22 protein-coding genes are annotated in these 18,822 nt (G+C 62.0%); 10 read left to right on the plus strand and 12 right to left on the minus strand.

Annotated elements, in window-relative coordinates:
- The first annotated feature begins 70 nt into the window (after positions 1–70).
- From A7J50_RS25900 to A7J50_RS25920, 5 genes are all read left to right on the plus strand, one after another.
- A complete protein-coding gene (locus A7J50_RS25900; RefSeq protein WP_064454320.1) occupies positions 71–1,210 on the plus strand; it encodes a Fic family protein in 1,140 nt (379 codons plus the stop codon).
- Between the two features lie 76 nt (positions 1,211–1,286).
- On the plus strand, positions 1,287–1,529 hold the full coding sequence (locus A7J50_RS25905; protein WP_003176346.1) for an exodeoxyribonuclease VII small subunit: 243 nt from the start codon (positions 1,287–1,289) through the stop codon (positions 1,527–1,529).
- Entirely contained in the window at positions 1,526–2,413 is an 888-nt protein-coding gene (locus A7J50_RS25910; RefSeq protein ID WP_064454321.1) for a farnesyl diphosphate synthase, read from the plus strand. The genes A7J50_RS25905 and A7J50_RS25910 overlap by 4 nt, the downstream gene beginning before the upstream one ends.
- Before the next feature lie 110 nt (positions 2,414–2,523).
- Positions 2,524–4,422, plus strand: coding sequence for a 1-deoxy-D-xylulose-5-phosphate synthase (gene dxs, locus A7J50_RS25915; RefSeq protein WP_064454322.1), 1,899 nt, complete (start codon positions 2,524–2,526; stop codon positions 4,420–4,422).
- Positions 4,423–4,578: 156 nt separating this feature from the next.
- Positions 4,579–6,474 carry a TonB-dependent receptor domain-containing protein gene (locus A7J50_RS25920; protein WP_064454323.1) on the plus strand — a complete coding sequence of 632 codons (1,896 nt, stop codon included), beginning with the start codon at positions 4,579–4,581 and terminating at the stop codon, positions 6,472–6,474.
- Here the strand turns inward: A7J50_RS25920 and A7J50_RS25925 are convergent.
- From A7J50_RS25925 to nrdR, 11 genes are all read right to left on the minus strand, one after another.
- Entirely contained in the window at positions 6,417–7,274 is an 858-nt protein-coding gene (locus tag A7J50_RS25925) for a cobalamin-binding protein (RefSeq protein ID WP_082895955.1), read from the minus strand. The genes A7J50_RS25920 and A7J50_RS25925 overlap by 58 nt on opposite strands.
- On the minus strand, positions 7,271–7,690 hold the full coding sequence (locus A7J50_RS25930) for a nuclear FMR1 interacting 1 family protein (RefSeq protein ID WP_064454324.1): 420 nt from the start codon (positions 7,688–7,690) through the stop codon (positions 7,271–7,273). The genes A7J50_RS25925 and A7J50_RS25930 overlap by 4 nt, the downstream gene beginning before the upstream one ends.
- Complete coding sequence (gene ribA / locus A7J50_RS25935) at positions 7,687–8,304, minus strand: GTP cyclohydrolase II (RefSeq protein ID WP_064454325.1); 618 nt, start codon at positions 8,302–8,304, stop codon at positions 7,687–7,689. Before ribA ends, A7J50_RS25930 begins: the two co-directional genes overlap by 4 nt.
- A 129-nt stretch (positions 8,305–8,433) precedes the next feature.
- A complete protein-coding gene (locus tag A7J50_RS25940; protein ID WP_064454326.1) occupies positions 8,434–9,156 on the minus strand; it encodes a substrate-binding periplasmic protein in 723 nt (240 codons plus the stop codon).
- A gap of 56 nt (positions 9,157–9,212) precedes the next feature.
- Positions 9,213–10,178 carry a thiamine-phosphate kinase gene (thiL, locus tag A7J50_RS25945; RefSeq protein WP_064454327.1) on the minus strand — a complete coding sequence of 322 codons (966 nt, stop codon included), beginning with the start codon at positions 10,176–10,178 and terminating at the stop codon, positions 9,213–9,215.
- Positions 10,179–10,196: 18 nt separating this feature from the next.
- Complete coding sequence (nusB, locus tag A7J50_RS25950; protein WP_064454328.1) at positions 10,197–10,697, minus strand: transcription antitermination factor NusB; 501 nt, start codon at positions 10,695–10,697, stop codon at positions 10,197–10,199.
- Entirely contained in the window at positions 10,694–11,170 is a 477-nt protein-coding gene (gene ribE, locus A7J50_RS25955; protein WP_003194576.1) for a 6,7-dimethyl-8-ribityllumazine synthase, read from the minus strand. The genes nusB and ribE overlap by 4 nt, the downstream gene beginning before the upstream one ends.
- An 88-nt stretch (positions 11,171–11,258) precedes the next feature.
- Positions 11,259–12,350 carry a bifunctional 3,4-dihydroxy-2-butanone-4-phosphate synthase/GTP cyclohydrolase II gene (gene ribBA, locus A7J50_RS25960; RefSeq protein ID WP_064454329.1) on the minus strand — a complete coding sequence of 364 codons (1,092 nt, stop codon included), beginning with the start codon at positions 12,348–12,350 and terminating at the stop codon, positions 11,259–11,261.
- 15 nt (positions 12,351–12,365) lie between these two features.
- Entirely contained in the window at positions 12,366–13,043 is a 678-nt protein-coding gene (locus A7J50_RS25965) for a riboflavin synthase (protein WP_064454330.1), read from the minus strand.
- Between the two features lie 47 nt (positions 13,044–13,090).
- Complete coding sequence (ribD, locus tag A7J50_RS25970) at positions 13,091–14,227, minus strand: bifunctional diaminohydroxyphosphoribosylaminopyrimidine deaminase/5-amino-6-(5-phosphoribosylamino)uracil reductase RibD (protein WP_064454331.1); 1,137 nt, start codon at positions 14,225–14,227, stop codon at positions 13,091–13,093.
- The gene (gene nrdR / locus A7J50_RS25975) at positions 14,224–14,694 is read right to left on the minus strand and encodes a transcriptional regulator NrdR (protein ID WP_064455016.1); all 471 of its coding nucleotides are present in this window, start codon (positions 14,692–14,694) and stop codon (positions 14,224–14,226) included. The genes ribD and nrdR overlap by 4 nt, the downstream gene beginning before the upstream one ends.
- A 139-nt stretch (positions 14,695–14,833) precedes the next feature.
- Here nrdR and A7J50_RS25980 point away from each other — a divergent pair, with 139 nt between their 5' ends.
- From A7J50_RS25980 to trxA, 3 genes are all read left to right on the plus strand, one after another.
- On the plus strand, positions 14,834–15,289 hold the full coding sequence (locus A7J50_RS25980; RefSeq protein WP_064454332.1) for a YbaY family lipoprotein: 456 nt from the start codon (positions 14,834–14,836) through the stop codon (positions 15,287–15,289).
- Complete coding sequence (locus A7J50_RS25985; RefSeq protein ID WP_064454333.1) at positions 15,286–15,942, plus strand: class I SAM-dependent methyltransferase; 657 nt, start codon at positions 15,286–15,288, stop codon at positions 15,940–15,942. Before A7J50_RS25980 ends, A7J50_RS25985 begins: the two co-directional genes overlap by 4 nt.
- Before the next feature lie 127 nt (positions 15,943–16,069).
- Positions 16,070–16,942, plus strand: a complete 873-nt coding sequence (gene trxA, locus A7J50_RS25990) for a thioredoxin (protein ID WP_064454334.1) — start codon at positions 16,070–16,072, stop codon at positions 16,940–16,942.
- On the opposite strand, the gene A7J50_RS25995 is transcribed toward trxA, so the two are convergent.
- Positions 16,939–17,280, minus strand: a complete 342-nt coding sequence (locus A7J50_RS25995) for a hypothetical protein (protein WP_064454335.1) — start codon at positions 17,278–17,280, stop codon at positions 16,939–16,941. The genes trxA and A7J50_RS25995 overlap by 4 nt on opposite strands.
- A 131-nt stretch (positions 17,281–17,411) precedes the next feature.
- On the opposite strand from A7J50_RS25995, the gene A7J50_RS26000 reads away from it, so the two are divergent.
- Positions 17,412–18,023 carry a DUF2796 domain-containing protein gene (locus A7J50_RS26000; RefSeq protein ID WP_064454336.1) on the plus strand — a complete coding sequence of 204 codons (612 nt, stop codon included), beginning with the start codon at positions 17,412–17,414 and terminating at the stop codon, positions 18,021–18,023.
- Between the two features lie 88 nt (positions 18,024–18,111).
- Complete coding sequence (locus tag A7J50_RS26005) at positions 18,112–18,822, plus strand: ABC transporter ATP-binding protein (protein WP_064454337.1); 711 nt, start codon at positions 18,112–18,114, stop codon at positions 18,820–18,822.

Consider the following 18,822-nt stretch of genomic DNA (forward strand, 5'->3'; position numbering starts at 1 on the left):
GGATGCGCAATCGGCTCACAAAATGAGCCGAATAACGTTTTTATTCGGCTCACGCACCCAGGCATGCCCCATGGATCATCCGTACTGGATCTGGCAACACACCGATTGGCCCCACTTTCATTGGCAGCCCGGACAGCTGGCGGTCTTGCTGCGCGAGTGCGGGCAAGCCCAAGGCAAGCTGCTGGGCATGCTTGGCTCCGTCAGCCAGACAGTCAGTGCGCAGAATGAGCTGGATGCGTTGCTGCAAAATATTCTGACCTCCTCGGCAATCGAGGGCGAGCAGCTGAATGTCGGCTCCGTGCGTTCCTCTCTGGCGCGACGCTTGGGCCTGGAGGCGATGCAGGACGGCCAAGTGAGTCGACGCAGTGAAGGCCTCGCCGAACTGATGATGGACGCCACCGAGCAATTCGCGCAGCCGTTCACTCTTACGCGCTTATTGAATTGGCATCACTGGGTGTTCCCCACCCCGGAAGCTGGCGTTGCCCCACGCGCGCTCAATGTCGGCGCACTGAGCGGAGATGAGCCCATGCAGGTGGTGTCGGGGCGACTTGATCGGCCAACGGTCCATTTCGAGGCGCCACCGCGCCGAGGCCTGGAGCAAGGGCTGGGTGATTTTCTCGAATGGTTCGAAACCAGCCGCAACCAGCCAGAGCTGGACCCGCTAATCCGCGCTGGCGTCGCGCACTTCTGGTTTGTCACGCTGCATCCGTTCGATGACGGCAATGGTCGCCTGACCCGCGCAATCACTGATTTGGCATTGGCCCAGGGCGACCATCAGGCCATCCGTTTTTATGCCATGTCAGCCAGCATTCTCGAGGACCGCGCCGGTTATTACCGCGCGCTGGAATCCAGCCAGAAGGCCACACTGGATATCACTGATTGGCTGGCGTGGTTTTTGAAAACCCTGTTGCGCAGCCTGCAGCAGGCGATGGCGCGAATAGAACGCGTCCTGGGCAAGACCCGGTTCTGGCAGCAGCACCGCGACCTCTCGTTGTCCACCGAACAGATCAAGGTACTCAACCGCCTGCTCGACGGCGGTGAAAAGGGCTTCGAACACGGCATCAGCGCCGCGCAGTACCAGGCCGTGGCGAAGGTGTCCAAGGCTACTGCAACCCGCCATCTGGCTGATCTGCTGGAAAAAAATTGCCTGGTCCGCTTGCCCGGCGGAGGCCGTAGTACGCGTTATCAAATCAATGGCCGAGACGACTGAAGCGCCCTGCTCATTTGCCCAGAATCCCCATGTCTGCTAGTGTCGCGCCGGTTTACCGTCTACCGGAATAGCCGCCATGGCCCGCAAAAAAGTTGCACTCGATTTCGAACAATCCCTCGCCGACCTGCAAACCCTGGTCGAGCGTCTGGAGAACGGCGAGTTGTCGCTGGAGGACTCGCTGACGGCGTTTGAGCAAGGTATCGGCCTGACCCGCGACTGCCAGAGCGCCTTGGCGCAGGCGGAGCAGAAGGTCCAGGTGCTGCTGGAACGTGACGGGGAGTTGGCCGAAGAACCTTTCGATGCGGAACAGCCGGAATGATCGACGCGTATCAGGCCAGTAGCCAAGCCCGGGTGAATGCGGCGCTCGAGCCCTTGTTTGTTGCGCCTAGCCCGGAAATGAACCGCCTCTATGCTGCCATGCGCTACAGCGTGATGAATGGCGGCAAGCGTGTGCGCCCGTTGCTGGCGTACGCCGCGTGTGAAGCCCTCGGCGCGCCTGCCGAGCAGGCCAATGGCGCGGCGTGTGCAGTCGAGCTGATTCACGCCTACTCCCTGGTGCATGACGATTTGCCGGCAATGGACGACGATGATTTGCGTCGCGGCCAGCCGACCACTCACAAAGCCTTTGACGAAGCCTATGCGATCCTGGCCGGTGACGGCTTGCAGAGCCTGGCGTTCAGCGCATTGCTGGACCCGCGCCTCAACAGCGTGAATGCCGAGATCAGCCTGCGCATGGTCACGGCACTTGCGGTGGCCGCAGGCCCGGCCGGCATGGTCGGCGGGCAAGCGATCGACATGGGTTCGGTCAGCCTCAAGCTGGACCAGAAAGCCCTTGAACACATGCACCGCCACAAGACCGGCGCGCTGATCGAAGCTGCCGTGCACCTCGGCGCCTTGGCCAGTGGCCGTGCAGACGCTGCGCAACTGGCCGCCCTGCAGACCTATTCGCGGGCCATCGGCCTGGCATTCCAGGTGCAGGACGACATTCTCGACGTTGAAAGTGACACCGCGACCCTCGGCAAGCGCCAGGGTGCGGATGCCGCACGCGATAAACCGACGTATCCGGCCCTGCTCGGCCTCGAAGCAGCCAAGGCATATGCCCTGGAACTGCGTGACCAGGCCCTCGAAGCCCTGCGACCTTTCGACGCGGCGGCCGAGCCGCTGCGCGACCTGGCGCGGTATATCGTCGAACGCCGCCACTGATAACGCGGGCTATTAGCGCCGCATATCAGCCAAGTTCGGCGCTCTGCGTGGGCAGTTTGCACGGCTTGAGGTAAACTGCCGCCTCTTCTATACCTATAACGATTCGCCTGATGCCCACGACGTTCCAAGAGATTCCCCGCAAGCGCCCGTCCACGCCCCTGCTCGACCGTGCTGCCACGCCGGACGGCCTGCGTCGACTGGGTGAAGCCGAGCTGGAAACCCTGGCCGATGAGTTGCGCCTGGAATTGCTCTACACGGTCGGTCAGACCGGTGGGCATTTCGGTGCAGGGCTGGGCGTTATCGAGCTGACCATCGCCTTGCATTACGTGTTCGACACCCCGGACGACAGGCTGGTGTGGGACGTGGGCCATCAGGCGTATCCGCATAAAATCCTCACTGGCCGTCGCGAGCGCATGGGCACCCTGCGCCAGAAGGACGGCCTGGCCGCCTTCCCGCGCCGCGCCGAAAGCGAGTACGACACCTTTGGCGTCGGCCACTCCAGCACCTCCATCAGTGCAGCGCTGGGCATGGCGATTGCCGCCCGCCTGCAAGGCAGCGACCGCAAGGCGATTGCCGTGATTGGTGATGGCGCGCTGACCGCCGGCATGGCCTTCGAAGCGCTGAACCATGCGCCGGAAGTGAACGCCAACATGCTGGTGATCCTTAACGACAACGACATGTCGATCTCGCGCAACGTCGGTGGCCTGTCCAACTACCTGGCAAAAATCCTCTCCAGCCGCACCTACGCCAGCATGCGCGAAGGCAGCAAGAAGGTGCTCTCGCGCCTGCCCGGCGCGTGGGAAATTGCCCGGCGTACCGAAGAATATGCCAAGGGCATGCTGGTGCCTGGCACCCTGTTCGAAGAGTTGGGCTGGAACTACATTGGCCCGATCGACGGTCATGACCTGCCGACCCTGATCGCCACACTGCGCAACATGCGTGACCTCAAGGGCCCGCAGTTCCTGCACATCGTCACCAAAAAAGGCAAAGGCTTCGCCCCGGCGGAAGTCGACCCAATTGGTTACCACGCCATCACCAAGCTCGAACCTCTGGACGCTCCCGCCGCCGCGCCGAAAAAGGCCAGCGGGCCGAAGTATTCCGGCGTATTTGGCGAATGGCTGTGCGACATGGCCGCTGCCGACCCGCGCCTGGTGGGCATTACCCCGGCGATGAAGGAAGGCTCCGACCTGGTGGCGTTCAGCGAGCGTTTCCCGCTGCGCTATTTCGACGTGGCGATTGCCGAGCAGCACGCCGTTACTTTCGCGGCCGGTATGGCCTGTGAAGGCGCGAAACCGGTGGTGGCGATCTACTCCACGTTCCTGCAACGCGGGTATGACCAGCTGGTTCATGACGTGGCGGTGCAGAACCTCGACGTGCTGTTCGCCATCGACCGCGCAGGTTTAGTCGGCGAAGACGGCCCCACCCACGCCGGCAGTTTTGACTTGTCCTACTTGCGCTGCATTCCCGGCATGCTGGTGATGACGCCGAGCAACGAGAACGAACTGCGCAAGATGCTCAGCACCGGCCACCTGTACAACGGGCCGGCCGCCGTGCGTTACCCACGCGGCAATGGCCCGAATGCCATGATCGAAAAAGACCTTGAGCCGATTGAAATCGGTAAAGGCATTGTTCGCCGCCAGGGCAGCAAAGCCGCGTTCCTGGTGTTTGGCGTGCAACTGGCCGAAGCCCTCAAAGTCGCCGAGAAGATCGACGCCACCGTGGTCGACATGCGCTTCGTCAAACCGCTGGATGAAGCCCTCGTCCGCGAAATCGCCGCGGGCCATGAGCTGCTGGTGACGGTCGAAGAAAACGCCATCATGGGCGGCGCTGGTGCAGCGGTCAGTGAGTTCCTGGCGCGGGAAAATATCCTCAAGTCGGTGCTGCACCTGGGCTTGCCGGACGTGTATGTCGAACATGCCAAGCCGGCGCAGATGCTCGCCGAATGCGGGCTGGACGAAGCCGGTATTGAAGCGTCGGTGCGCGAGCGCATGGCACTGCTCGGCCTGTAAACCGACCTCCCGGTAGAAACCGGGTCAACATGTGGGAGCGGGCTTGCCTGCGATAGCGGTCTATCGGACACATTGAAGTTGAATGTGCCGCCGTCATCGCAGGCAAGCCAGCTCCCACATTGGTTTTGTATTGCTGATGAACGCTAGGGACAGCCCATGACCCGCCTTCGCTTTGCCCTGCCCTTGCTGCTGCTCCCGGCCACTGACCTGCTCGCCGAACCCTTTGAGCGCGACGACGCCCTGAAACTCCCCAACGTAGTGATCAGCGCCAACCGCCAGGTCCAGGCACGCAACGACAGCAGCGCCGCCAACACCGTGTTCACCCGCGATGACATCGACCGCCTGCAACCCACCACCCTAAGCGACTTGCTGAACCGCGTACCCGGCGTGCAGTTGGCACAGAGCGGTGGCCGTGGCAGCGCGACCAATATTTATATTCGCGGCACGTCCACCGCCCAAAGCCTGGTTCTGGTAGATGGCCAGCGCATCAGCAGTTCCACCACCGGCACCAGCAACTTGCAATACCTCAACATCGATCAAATCGAGCGAGTAGAAGTGTTACGAGGTTCACGTTCGGTGATCTACGGCAGCGATGCCATTGGTGGAGTGATCCAGATCTTCACTCGGCGTTACACCGAGCCCGGCCTGCAACCGCGCATGCATGTGGGCTTTGGCAGCAACCAGACGTGGGAGCGCAGCGTGGGATTGTCCGGGGGCGACCCACAAACCCGATTCGACCTCAGCGCCAGCTTGGAAGACACCGCCGGGTTCAATCGCACACGGACCTCCTACCCCAGCGATGGCGACGATGACGCCTACCGCAACCAAGCCATCAGTTTCAGTCTGAGCCATGCCTTCACCGATGATCTCGACGCCGGCATAAACGTGCTGGACAACCATGGCAAGAGCGAATTCGATAACCCTTACGGTCGCTTTGACTCGGTCACCTATCAAGCTTTCCAACAGCAGCCCTACACCCACTTCACCGTAAGTAGCGTCAGCAGCTATGTCGATGCGCGTATCAACGACATTTGGAAGTCTCGCGTAGAACTGGGCCACAGCGAAAATCGTGAAGAGACCCAGGATAAACTTAGCGACGAACGCAGTGTGTTCAACACCTACCGCGACTCGCTGAACTGGCAGAACGACTTAACCCTCAATGAACAGAACAGTCTGATCCTGGGCGCCGACTGGTACGAAGACCGGGTCAACAGCAGCACCGCGCTGGCCGAAGACAGCCGCTGGAACCGTGCTGCGTTTATCCAGCACCGCTTTCAAACCCAGTACTTCTCCACGGAACTGGGCCTGCGTCGCGACCAGAACCAACAGTTCGGCGGTCACAACAGTTGGAGCGGCACCTTAACCCTGCCGGTAAACCCGGATAACGATCTGTTACTGAGTTACAGCGAGGGCTTCCGGGCTCCGACGTTCAATGACCTGTACTACCCGGACGAGTTTGGCTTTAAAAACAGCAACCCGAATTTGAAACCCGAAACCTCCAAAAGCTACGAAGTGCAGTGGCGTAGCCAGCTCAGCGACACCAGCCGTCTGGAAGCCTCGCTATACCGCACGGATATCCAAGATGCGATTGTGTTCGCCAGTGGCGGCCCGCAAAACGTCAGTTCGGCACGCATCAATGGCGTTGAAGCCGCGCTCAAGCAAGAGTTGTTCGGCTGGCAAGGTAGCCTCGGGCTGGCAATGATAGACCCGCGCGACCGAGATTCCGGCCGCACATTGGCGCGTCGTGCCAGGCGCACCCTGAGCCTGGACGTGGATCGCCAATTCGATCAGTTCGGCGTCGGCGCCAGCTGGCAAGCGGTAAGCAGCAGCTACGACGATCCGAAGAACCAGCATCGTTTGGGTGGTTATGGGGTGCTCGGGCTACGCGCCAGTTGGGCCGTGAACCGTGAAATCACGCTGAGCATGAAGGTCGATAACGTGCTGGACAAAGGCTACAACCGGGAGCTGTATCAGTATCAAGGCCAACAGTATGGCTATCGGGAAGAAGGTCGGGCGTTGATGGTCGGGGTGAGCTGGGCGCCGGACATCTGATCGGCACTGGCTGCGATCACCTGGCAGAGCCTGGCCACCGCCTCCAACATTTGCCCGCTGGGCCGCTCCAGGCCTTTGTCCGGCACCAACAGCAATCGCCCCTGCCCCACGGCGTCAATCTGCGGCCAGGCTTTCCAGGCGTCCAGTTGCGGCTGATCCCCGGCCACAATTACCTCGGGATTACGCTGCAACACAGACTCAATACTGACCTGCGGCGCGGGCAGCTTCAGGTCATCGAATACATTACGCGCGCCGCACACACTCAGCGCATCGCTGATGATTTGCCCACCGCCCACGGTGTACAGCGGCTGGTTCCACACTTGGTAAAACACCCGCAAGGGTTCGGCCCGGTGATAGCGTTGGCGCAGTTCGGTCAGGCGCTGGCGTAACTGCGCAGCCAGTTGTCGACCCGCCTCCTCGCGGCCCACTTGTTGAGCGATGGCTTGGATTTGAGACGTCAGTTGTTCAAGGCTATGGGGTTCGGCGACATACACCGGGATCTTCAGGCGCTGCAATTGCTCACGCTGAGCCGGGCCGACACTGCCGGGCCAGAGCAGGATCAGGTCGGGCTTTAGGCTGAGCAGGCGCTCCATGTTCAGTTGCCCGTAATGCCCCACCGACGGCACGTTCGCCAACGCCGCCGGCCGCTCGCCGCCGTCGAGCACGCCAACCAGCAAGTCGGCAGCGCCCAGTTCAAGCACAATTTCAGAGAGCGACGGCGCCAGGCTGACAACGCGTTCGACTGCCAATGCCTGGGCACTGAAGACCAGCAGCAGGACCGCCAGCCAGTGACGCCTCATCCCAGCTGACGCGGAATGCGATAGAGGTAAAACAGCACCAGCGTCGACAGCGCCAGCAAGCACAGCGGCACTGCTTCCAGGCCGACAAACACCGCCAACGCACCGATCCAGGCTGGCAGGGCAGCCACCAGCAACGCCGTGCGCCGACGTGCCGCGAGAGTGATCCAGGCAGCCGGTTCTTCGGGTGTGTCGAGGGCTTTGGAAGTGGCAATCAGCGCGTGTTTATAGCCATGAAAATAGCGCAGGCTCAAAAACATCGAGGCCACGCCGGCAATGAAGAACGGCATGGCCAGCACGGGAAGCAGGGATTCGGCCTGACCAAATACCAGATTGATGACGAACAACGGGAGCAATGCCAGGGCCAGGTACTGCCACCAGTTGAAGGACAGTCGGCGTTTTACCTGGCCACGGGTCACGCGCGGTCGACCTCGCCTTGATGCTCGTTGCCCATCATGTGGTCGAGCTTGCTGGCTTTGGTGGCCAGGTAGAGTTTGTTATGCGGGTTTTGCCCAGTGTGCAGCGGCACACGCTCGGCCACGGTGATGCCCATCTCGGTCAAGGCGTTGACCTTGCGCGGGTTGTTGGTCATCAGGCGCAGGGATTTCACCCCCAGATGTTCCAGCATCGGCAGGCAGATGCCGTAGTCACGCTGGTCGGCGGCGAAGCCCAGGCGCTCGTTGGCTTCGACAGTATCGGCACCGCCGTCCTGCAGCTCGTAAGCCCGGATCTTGTTCATCAGGCCAATGCCACGGCCTTCCTGACGCAAGTACAGCAATACGCCACGGCCTTCACGGGCAATGGCCCGCATGGCCGCTTCCAGTTGCGATCCGCAGTCGCAGCGCTGGCTGAACAGCGCGTCGCCGGTCAGGCACTCGGAGTGCACGCGGCCAAGCACCGGCGCGCCGTCGGCGATGTCACCCAGGCTGAGCACAACGTGCTCGCGCCCGTTGGCCTCTTCGAGAAAGCCATTCATGGTGAACGTGGCAAAAGGGGTAGGCAGCTTGGAAGCAGCGACGAAAACGACGGGCACCGTGTGCTCCTGATTTCAGATTTCACAGAGGGCGCCATTGTAACAGCAGGTTCCTACAGACGCTTAAGCTGAATTATCGCTGATAAAGATCAATAGGTTCGATTGGCCTTCGTCTAGGTTCTATGCAGGTCAGAATGGATACGGCTGTTTCCAGCGCTCGAAAATCGGCTTCAGCTCGCCATTTTTGACCAGGGCCGCCATGCGCCGGTCATAGACGGCCATCAAGGCCCGCCCGCGCTCAGTGTCGGCAAAGCCTACATAGAGCGGCAGCTCGGCGATATGAGTGAGTTTGAATTGCGACGGTTCATCCGACTGACTCAGCACGTGTTTGGCTTCGGTAAGGGAATCGATGTAGAAGTCGACGCGAGCGTGTTGCAGCATCGGCAGGATGCCGTCACGGCGCTCGATCTGGTTGAAGTGGTGCAGGTTCGGCAAGTACGCCTCATACCGATAGCCGCGCACCCACGCCAAGCGGTAGTTGCCCAGGGTGGCGAGGCTCGGCGTCGGCGCAGTTGCCAGCCCGAGTGCGTAGAGGTGGTCGGCGTCGAAGTGCCAGTGCGGGTACAGCACGCCGCGGGCTTCATCGCGATAGGCGCCGACCCAGCCGTCCACCTCACCGCGCTGGGCCAGCCCGACCGAGCGGGTATAGGGCACGGTGCGGGTTTGCAGGGTAATGCCTGCCGGTTCGAAGACCTGACGCAATACATCCCAGGCCAGACCACTGCCATCTTTGTTGGTGTAGTTGTTCCATTCCTCACTGGCCAGCATGACCTTGCCAGGGACGGGCGCTTCATCTGCCAGCACCAGCGACGCGGCACACATCATGATCAGCAGCCAACGGCGCACAACCATGGTGACAACCTCCTACACCGTGATAACCGTATAGAGGGTAGCGCATGCTCGCAGGCTTACAGCGTCTCGTGAAAATGTTGATAACCGCGCACGGCCGGAGTGATGTCTTGCCCGGTGGCGTCGAGCAGCGTTACGCCCTGCCCTGCCTCGACCCGGCCGATCACATGGATCGGCCACCCGTTCGCCAACAAGGGCGCCAACTCGGCGCGCGGCAAGGTGAAGGCCAACACATAGTCGTCGCCCCCGCTCAACGCGGCGACACGGGCTTCATCATCACCGACAAACGCCAACAACGCCTTGGACAGCGGCAACTTCTGACGCTCAACCAGCAGGCTGACAGCCGAAGCCTTGGCGATATGCCCGCAATCGGCCAACAACCCGTCGGAAATATCCATGGCCGATGTCGCCTTGCCCCGTAGCGCCAGGCCCAGCGCCAACTGCGGTTGCGGCGACCAGTAATGGGCGAGCAAGGGCTCAGCGATGGCGGCGTCAGCCGTGCGTTGCCCCAACACCAACGGCAATGCGCCGGCGGCATTGCCAAGTTCACCGCCCACACACAGCAGGTCACCCGGCTGTGCACCGCTGCGCGTCAATGCCTGCCCGGCCGGTACTCGGCCAAACACCGTCAGGGTCAGGCTCAGCGGCCCGCGCGTGGTATCGCCGCCCACCAGGCCCACACCGCAGCTTTGCGCCATGGCATTCAAACCCTGGGCATAGCGTTGCAGCCAATCGGCATCAACCGTCGGGGTGGTAAGGGCAAGGGTAAACGCGAGGGGATGGGCGCCCATGGCGGCCAGGTCGCTCACTGCCACGGCCAGCGAGCGCTGGCCGAGCAGGAACGGGTCACACGGGTCGGCAAAGTGCACGCCGGCCACTAAGGTATCGGTGGAGATTGCCAACTGCTCCCCGGCGGGGAGCGCCAGCAAGGCGCAGTCGTCGCCGATCCCCAGGGCAATGCCTTCGCCGCCTTGCGCACACGGCGCGGCGGCGAAGTAGTTGCGGATCAGCTCGAACTCACCCATGGGGAACGTCAGCGCGACTTAGCGCTTGTGTTCCTTCACTTCGGCTTCGCGCAGGCGCGGGGCCAGCTTGTCGAGCACGCCGTTGACGAACTTGTGGCCGTCGGTCGAACCGTAGACTTTCGCCAGTTCGATACCTTCGTTGATCACCACGCGGTATGGCACGTCGACGCGCTTGAGCAGTTCCCAGGTGGACAGGCGCAGTACGGCGAGTTCAACCGGGTCCAGCTCTTCGAGGGTCAGGTCCAGGCAAGGCGCCAAGGCCTTGTCGATCTCGTCGAGGTTAGCCGGAACACCGTGCAGGATGTCGTGGAAGTAGCTCTGGTCGGCGAAGGTAAAGTCGTTATCGACGCGAAATTGCGCTTCGATCTCGTTTAGCGAGGTGCCAGCCATGTGGCGCTGGTACAGCGCCTGGGTAGCAAGCTGACGAGCAGCACGGCGCTTTTCGCTTTTCGATGGCTTGCCAGCGTCGGCAGGACGCTCGTCGCGCGGGTTGAAACGATCGCTCTCGTCAGAAATCACTTGGCCTCCAACTGCGACAGCAGGCTGACCATTTCCAGCGCGGACAGGGCTGCTTCAGCGCCTTTGTTACCGGCCTTGGTGCCGGAACGCTCGATGGCTTGCTCGATGGAATCTACGGTCAGTACGCCGAAAGCGACTGGCACTCCGAACTCCATGGACACCTGGGCCAGGCCCTTGGTGCATTCGCCAGCCACGTATTCGAAATGCGGGGTACCGCCACGAATGACCGCGCCCAGGGCGATGATCGCCGCGTATTCACCCTGCTGTGCAACTTTTTGCGCAACCAGAGGAATTTCGAAGGCGCCAGGGGCGCGGATGAGGGTGATATCGCTCTCGCTCACACCGTGGCGAACCAGGGCGTCAACGGCACCGCTTACCAGGCTTTCAACCACGAAGCTGTTGAAGCGGCCAACCACCAGGGCATAGCGGCCTTTGGGGGCGATGAAGGTACCTTCGATGGTCTTCAGGGTCATTCGACAAATCTCTTAAAGAGCCGGGACGCGAAAAGTGCGTCCCTCAGTGATGATTTAACCGCGAACACGGGGCAAAAATAGCCAGCCGTTATTCGGAGGGCACGTATTCTACAACTTCCAGGTCGAAACCGGATATCGCATTAAATTTCATCGGTGCACTCATCAAGCGCATTTTGCGTACACCCAGGTCGCGCAGGATCTGCGAACCGGCACCGACGATGCTGTAGGTGGTCGGCGTTTTGACCTGAGTGTTCTCGGCGGTTTCGCGAATATGCGCGAGCAACACGTCGCCATCCACCGGGTTGCCCAACAGCAACACCACACCGCTGCCTGCTGCGGAAACCGCGGCCATGGCAGCGCGCAGGCTCCAGCGGCCGGGCTGCTTGACCATTAGCAGGTCGCGCAGCGGGTCCATATTGTGCACGCGCACCAGGGTCGGTTCGTCGGCGCAAATGGTGCCCAGGGTCAGGGCCATGTGCACGTCGCCTTCCACTGAATCACGGTAGGTCACCAAATTGAATTGGCCCAGTTCGCTGTCCAGCGGCTGCTCGGCAATCCGCTGAACGGTACGTTCGTGGATCATGCGGTAGTGAATCAGGTCGGCAATGGTGCCGATCTTGAGGTTGTGTTCGGCGGCAAAGGCTTCGAGTTCAGTGCGACGGGCCATGGTGCCGTCGTCGTTCATCACTTCGCAGATCACGCCGCTCGGCTCGAAACCGGCCATGCGCGCCAAATCGCAGGCGGCTTCGGTGTGGCCGGCGCGAGCGAGGGTGCCGCCCGGCTGGGCCATCAGCGGGAAGATGTGGCCCGGGCTGACGATGTCTTCGGCCTTGGCGTCTTTCGCGGCGGCGGCTTGCACCGTGCGTGCACGGTCGGCGGCAGAAATACCGGTGGTAACGCCGGTGGTCGCTTCAATGGACACGGTGAACTTGGTGCCGAAACCCGACCCGTTGCGCGGCGCCATCAATGGCAGCTTGAGCAACTCGCAGCGCTCGCGGCTCATGGGCATGCAGATCAGCCCACGGGCGTGCTTGGCCATGAAGTTGATGTGCTCAGCCTTGCAGGCCTCGGCGGCCATGATGATGTCGCCTTCGTTTTCGCGATCTTCGTCATCCATCAGGATGACCATCTTGCCTTGGCGGATGTCTTCAACCAGTTCTTCGATGCTATTGAGCGCCACGCGGCACCCCCTTGGTCAGGATTTCAGGTAGCCATTAGCGGCCAGAAAACTTTCAGTGATGTTCCCGGACGGCCCTTGTAGAGAGACAGACTCTGCGGCCTTATCGCCCATCAGCAGGCGCTCCAGGTAACGGGCAAGCAAGTCAACTTCCAGGTTCACCCGGCGACCTGGCTGGTACGACGCCATGATGGTTTCGCTCAGGGTGTGGGGAATGATGGTCAGCTCAAATTCGGCGCCATTGACGGCGTTCACGGTCAGGCTGGTGCCGTCGACGGTGATCGAGCCTTTGTGGGCGATGTACTTGGCCAGCTCTTTCGGCGCACGAATGCGGAATTCGACGGCACGTGCGTTTTCGCTGCGCGCCACCACTTCGCCGACGCCGTCGACGTGACCGCTGACCAGGTGGCCACCCAGGCGGGTGGTCGGGGTCAGGGCTTTTTCCAGGTTGACCGGGCTGCCGGCTTTGAGGTCGTTCATCGCGGTGCAGTCCAGGGTTTCCCGGCTGACGTCGGCGGCAAAGCCATTGCCCGGCAGCTCAATGACGGTCAGGCACACGCCGCTGACGGCGATACTGTCGCCCAGCTTGACGTCGCCCAAGTCGAGCTTGCCGGTTTCAACCAGCAAGCGCACATCACCGCCTTTGGGGGTCATTGCGCGGATGCTGCCGATGGATTCGATAATGCCGGTGAACATGGCCTTCTCCTGGAAAACGGGACGGGCGCTTGAGCGCCCGGTCAGAATTATACGCTCGCTGCTGGAAGAGGGATGGCAGTGACTCGCCAGTCATCGCCTACAGCGCGCATTTCAGTGATCTTGAGTTGGGGGGCGTCGGCGAGTTTATCAAGCGGCCAGTCCAGCAAAGGCCGGGCGGCGGAGCCAAGAAACTTGCCGGCGACGAATATCACGTACTCGTCGACCAACCCCTGCTGGGCAAACGCACCCGCCAGGCTTGGACCGGCCTCTACCAACACTTCGTTGACACCTCTGGCCGCCAGTGCGACCAGCGCCGAGCGCAGGTCCACCTGACCGTCAACGCCTGGCACTACCAGGCATTCGGGCCCACGGGGGAACTGGTTCTCTGGCGTAACGCAGGTGATGACCAGCGCCGGGCCGGCCTTGAAGAACGGCGCGTTGAGCGGCACGCGCAGGCGGCCGTCGATCAACACGCGCAATGGCGGGCGGGACATGGCCAGTGCAGTGGTCGCTTCGTCCAGGCCCAGTTCGGCGGCACGTACGGTCAGGCGGGCGCCGTCGGCCAGCACCGTATCGGCACCGGTCAACACCACGCTGGCCTCGGCGCGCAGGCGCTGTACGGCGGCGCGGGCGGCAGGGCCGGTGATCCATTGGCTTTCGCCACTGGCCATCGCGGTGCGGCCGTCCAAACTCATCGCCAGCTTGACCCGCACGAACGGCAGGCCGTGTTCCATGCGCTTGAGGAAGCCCGGGTTGAGCGCGCGCGCTTCACTTTCCAGCACGCCGCTGTGGGTTTCGATACCGGCCTGGGCCAAACGCTGCAGGCCACGGCCAGCCACTTCCGGGTTGGGGTCCTGCATCCCGGCGACCACTCTCGCGACACCGGCAGTCACCAGCGCGTCGGCGCAAGGCGGTGTCCGCCCGTGGTGGCTGCATGGCTCAAGGGTCACGTACACCGTGGCGCCACGCGCCTTGTCACCGGCGGCGCGCAACGCATTCGGCTCGGCATGGGGTTCGCCGGTGCGCTCATGCCAGCCTTCGCCGACAATCTGCCCATCCCGCACAATCACACAGCCCACACGCGGGTTGGGATGGGTGGTGTACACGCCCTTGCGCGCCAATTCGAGGGCGCGAGCCATGTAATGGGCGTCGAGGATGGCCTGTTCTGCAGAAGGTGCGGTCATTTCTTTACCGGCTCACGGGCCAGGCGGTCGATCTCTTCGCGGAACTCATTGAGGTCCTGGAAGCGTCGATACACCGAAGCGAAACGGATATAGGCGACTTCGTCGAGCTTTTGCAGCTCGCCCATCACCAGCTCTCCAACCACCAGGCTCTTGACCTCGCGCTCACCGGTCGCACGCAGCTTGTGCTTGATATGCGCCAGCGCCGCCTCCAGCCGCTCGACACTCACCGGGCGTTTTTCCAGGGCGCGCTGCATACCGGCGCGCAGTTTGTCTTCGTCGAAAGGCTGGCGGCTGCCGTCGGACTTGATCAGACGTGGCAACACCAGTTCGGCGGTTTCGAAGGTGGTGAAACGTTCACCGCAGCCAGAGGCCAGGCATTCGCGCCGGCGACGTACTTGATCGCCCTCGGCGACCAGACGTGAGTCAATGACCTTGGTGTCGTTGGCACCGCAGAAGGGACAGTGCATGGTGGCAGGCAACAAAAAAAGGGAGGGCCATGGTAGCGCATCCCCATGGCAAGACAAGCCATAGCCTTTACGGTATATAGGCTGACTATTATGTTTCATATTTTTTAAGCCACGGATTTTGCCCTTTCTGGAGCCGTACATGCAGTTACGACCACTTGTTTTACTCACCCTGTTCAGTTTCCTGGTCGCCTGCAGCAGCGAAGCCCCGAAACCGTCGGTACCGCAACCGACGCCTGCCCAAGAGAAAAAAGTCCCCGGCATTGAAGACTTGGGCCCGCTGCCGGCTTATCAGCGTGAAATCAACGGCACCCTCAATGGCGTGCCGGCCAACGCCGAAGTCGAACTGGCGCTGCTGGTGATTGACGAGCGCAACCGCCCGCAACAACTGCTCGCCAGCAGTGTGTTGACCGGCAACGGCAAGCCCGTGGCCTTCCGCCTGCGCTTCAGCCCGGACGCCTTTCCGGCCGGTGCGCGGGTTGAATTGCGCGGTCGTGCCAGCCAGTCCGGCCAGTTGATCCTGCACCTGCCCGCCGTGCGCATCACCCAAGCCATCACCCAGACCACCGGCCCCCTGCAACTCGTCAAGGCACCATGACGCCACCGCTGGGCCTGCAACGGGCGCTGAGCGAACTGATCGGCGACGCGCAATTGGTGCCCTGCCCGCTGCCGGGCACCGAGCTCTCGTTGTGGCTGCTCGACGCGGACAATATGGACCGCGCCTTCAGCCCCGAAGAAACCCGGCGCATCCTGCATGAACCGCCCTACTGGAGTTTTTGCTGGGCCAGCGGCCTGGCACTGGCGCGCTACCTGGCGGCCAACCCTGAGTGGGTCGCCGGCAAGCGTGTGCTGGATTTTGGCGCCGGTTCCGGCGTGGCCGGGATCGCCGCCGTCAAGGCGGGTGCGCTGGAAGTGGTCGCGTGTGATTTAGACCCGCTGGCGCTGGCCGCTTGCCGGGCGAACGCCGAACTCAACAAAGTGGAACTGAGTTATTCAGCAGACTTTTTCGCCGAAGCCGACCGCTTCGACCTGATCCTGGTCGCCGACGTGCTCTACGACCGCGCCAACCTGCCGCTGCTCGACCAGTTCCTCACCCGTGGCCGCGAGGCACTGGTGGCAGATTCGCGGGTACGCGACTTTCAGCACCCGGCGTATCAACGCCTGGAAATACTTGATGCGCTGACCCTGCCCGATCTGGCCGAGCCTTGGGAGTTTCGCAAGGTGAGCCTGTACCATTCGCGGCGTTCTTGAGACCATCGCGGGCAAGCCCGCTCCCACAAGGGAATGCGGTCAAGTGCGGGAGTGGGCTTGCCCGCGATAGCGATCTGGACTCCATCACCTTATAGTTGCCCCATTCCCGCTTTATTCGAGACGCACCATGAGTGAGCCCACGCCGTACATCTTCGACGTCACCACCGCTAACTTCGACCAGGCCGTGATTCAGAACTCCTTCGAAAAACCCGTACTCGTGGATTTCTGGGCCGAGTGGTGCGCGCCGTGCAAGGCGTTGATGCCCATGCTGGCGAAAATTGCCGAGAGTTATCAGGGCGAGCTGCTGCTGGCCAAGATCGATTGCGAGGCCGAGCAGGATATCGTCGCGCGTTTTGGCATTCAAAGCCTGCCCACCGTGGTGCTGTTCAAGGACGGCCAGCCAGTGGACGGGTTTGCCGGGGCGCAGCCGGAGTCGGCGGTAAGGGCGATGCTGGAGCCGCATGTGCAGATGCCACCGCCGGCGGCCGCTGACCCACTGGAACAGGCCCAGGCGCTGTTTGCCGAAGGCCGTATCAGCGACGCCGAAGCGGTACTGGTCGCGCTGCTGGGCGAAGACAACACCAACGCTGCCGCGCTGATCCTGTATGCACGCTGCCTGGCCGAACGCGGTGAGTTGGGCGAAGCCCAAACCGTGCTCGACGCCGTGAAAAGCGACGACCACAAAGCCGCCCTCGCCGGGGCCAAGGCGCAAATAACCTTCCTGCGCCAGGCGGCCGATTTGCCAGACGCCGCCGACTTGAAAAGCCGCCTGGCGCAAAACCCGCAGGACGATGAAGCGGCCTATCAGTTGGCCATTCAGCAACTCGCTCGCCAGCAATACGACGCAGCGCTGGAAGGCCTTCTCAAGCTGTTTATCCGCAATCGCAGCTACAGCGAAGGCTTGCCGCACAAGACCTTGCTGCAAGTATTCGAATTGCTCGGCAATGACCACCCGCTGGTCACCGTGTACCGCCGCAAGTTGTTCGCCGCGCTGTATTAATCGCCGATCCAGCTGTACAGCGGCGTATCTCCGCCGCTGGCTACTTTCACGCTGGCACTGTGGCGCAGGCGCACCAACAGGCGTTTGCCTGACGCCGCATCACCCGACAAGCCTTCCAATTGGTCGAGTAACTCCAGCCCATTGAGTTGCCCGGCCTTGCGCAACAGGTCCTGGGCACTCTGCCACAGATCATCGCTGTGTTTGACCGGTGCATCTGCCGGCGCGCTGGGTACCGGGGTCGCCTGCAACTGCGCGCCCAGTCGTGCCCAATCGTCGTCGTCGAGCTCCACGGTCAAGTCCACCGGCAAGTCGCCGACGGTTCCACGAATTCGTAACATCGTCCTTACTCCCCGCACTTTTCCGACCCGCATGCTCCCACGCGACTTGCGCAACGCCAAGCGGGCGTTCAAACTCCCGGATTATCGTTATAAGATTACATAACAAAACTTTCATGTTCTGGAGCCTTCTCATGCGCCGTCTGCTGCTCGCTTTGCCGTTTGCCCTGTTGCCACTCGCCATTGCTCACGCGGCTGACGAGCACGACCATGATCACGAGCACGGCAGCCTCGGCGCCCACGAGCACGGTGTCGGTCGCCTCAATGCGGTACTCGACGGCCAGGCGCTTGAACTGGAATTTGACAGCCCAGCCATGAACCTCGTGGGTTTTGAACACCAGGCCACCTCCCCGGCCGATAAAGCCAAGGTCGCCGCCACCCGCAAACAGCTGGAAAGCCCGTTGGCCCTGTTCAATCTGCCAAAAGCCGCCGGTTGCGTGATCAGTACCCTGGAACTCAACAGCCCGTTGTTCGGTGACAAACCTGAAGCCGATCATGACGACGACGATGATGACCACGCCACCGACGGCAAAGGCGCAGCCGCCGACGAACATCATCATGATCACAGCGAAATCCACGCCCACTACCAGTTCACCTGCGCCACGCCGACTGCGCTGAGCAATCTCGACCTGAGCCAAGTGTTCAAGACCTTCCCCGCCACCCAGAAAATCAACGTGCAGTTGATTGGCCCAAGCGGCCAGCAAGGTGTGGAAGCAACGGCACAGGCAGCTACGCTGAAATTCTGATCTGAAAACCCACAACTGTGGGAGCTGGCAAGCCGGCTCCTACAGTGGATCGGCGCCACTTCCTACCACCAGGCGACCCTGATTTCCCATGACCCAAGCGTTAATCGAACTGTCTGACCTGGGCTTCAACTGGCCCGGCCACCCACAGTTGCTGGACATCCCCACGTTCCGCCTGGAAGCGGGGGAAACTCTGTTTCTCAAGGGCCCGAGCGGCAGTGGCAAAACCACCCTGCTCGGCCTGCTGGGCGGCGTGCAGAAACCCAGCCAGGGCAGCATCCGCCTGCTCGGCCAGGAATTGACCGAGCTGTCGGCGGGCGCACGCGACCGCTTCCGCGTCGACCACACCGGCTACATTTTCCAGCAGTTCAACCTGCTGCCGTTCCTGTCGGTGCGCGAGAACGTCGAGTTGCCTTGCCACTTTTCCAAGCTGCGCGCGCAACGGGCGATTCAGCGCCACGGCAGCGTCGATCAGGCCGCAGCCACGTTGCTCGCGCATCTGGGTTTGAACGACAAAAGCCTGCTGGAGCGCCGCGCCGACTCGCTGTCCATCGGCCAGCAACAACGGGTGGCCGCTGCCCGTGCGTTGATCGGCCAACCGGAACTGGTGATTGCCGACGAGCCCACCTCGGCCCTGGACTATGACGCTCGCGAAGCATTCATCCGGCTGCTGTTCGCCGAATGCCGCGACGCGGGCGCCAGCCTGTTGTTTGTCAGCCATGACCAGAGCCTGGCGCCGTTGTTCGACCGCAACCTGTCGCTGGCCGAACTCAATCGCGCCGCCACGCCCGCAGAGGTTTGA

Source organism: Pseudomonas antarctica (assembly GCF_001647715.1).
Classification (GTDB): Bacteria; Pseudomonadota; Gammaproteobacteria; order Pseudomonadales; family Pseudomonadaceae; genus Aquipseudomonas; species Aquipseudomonas antarctica_A.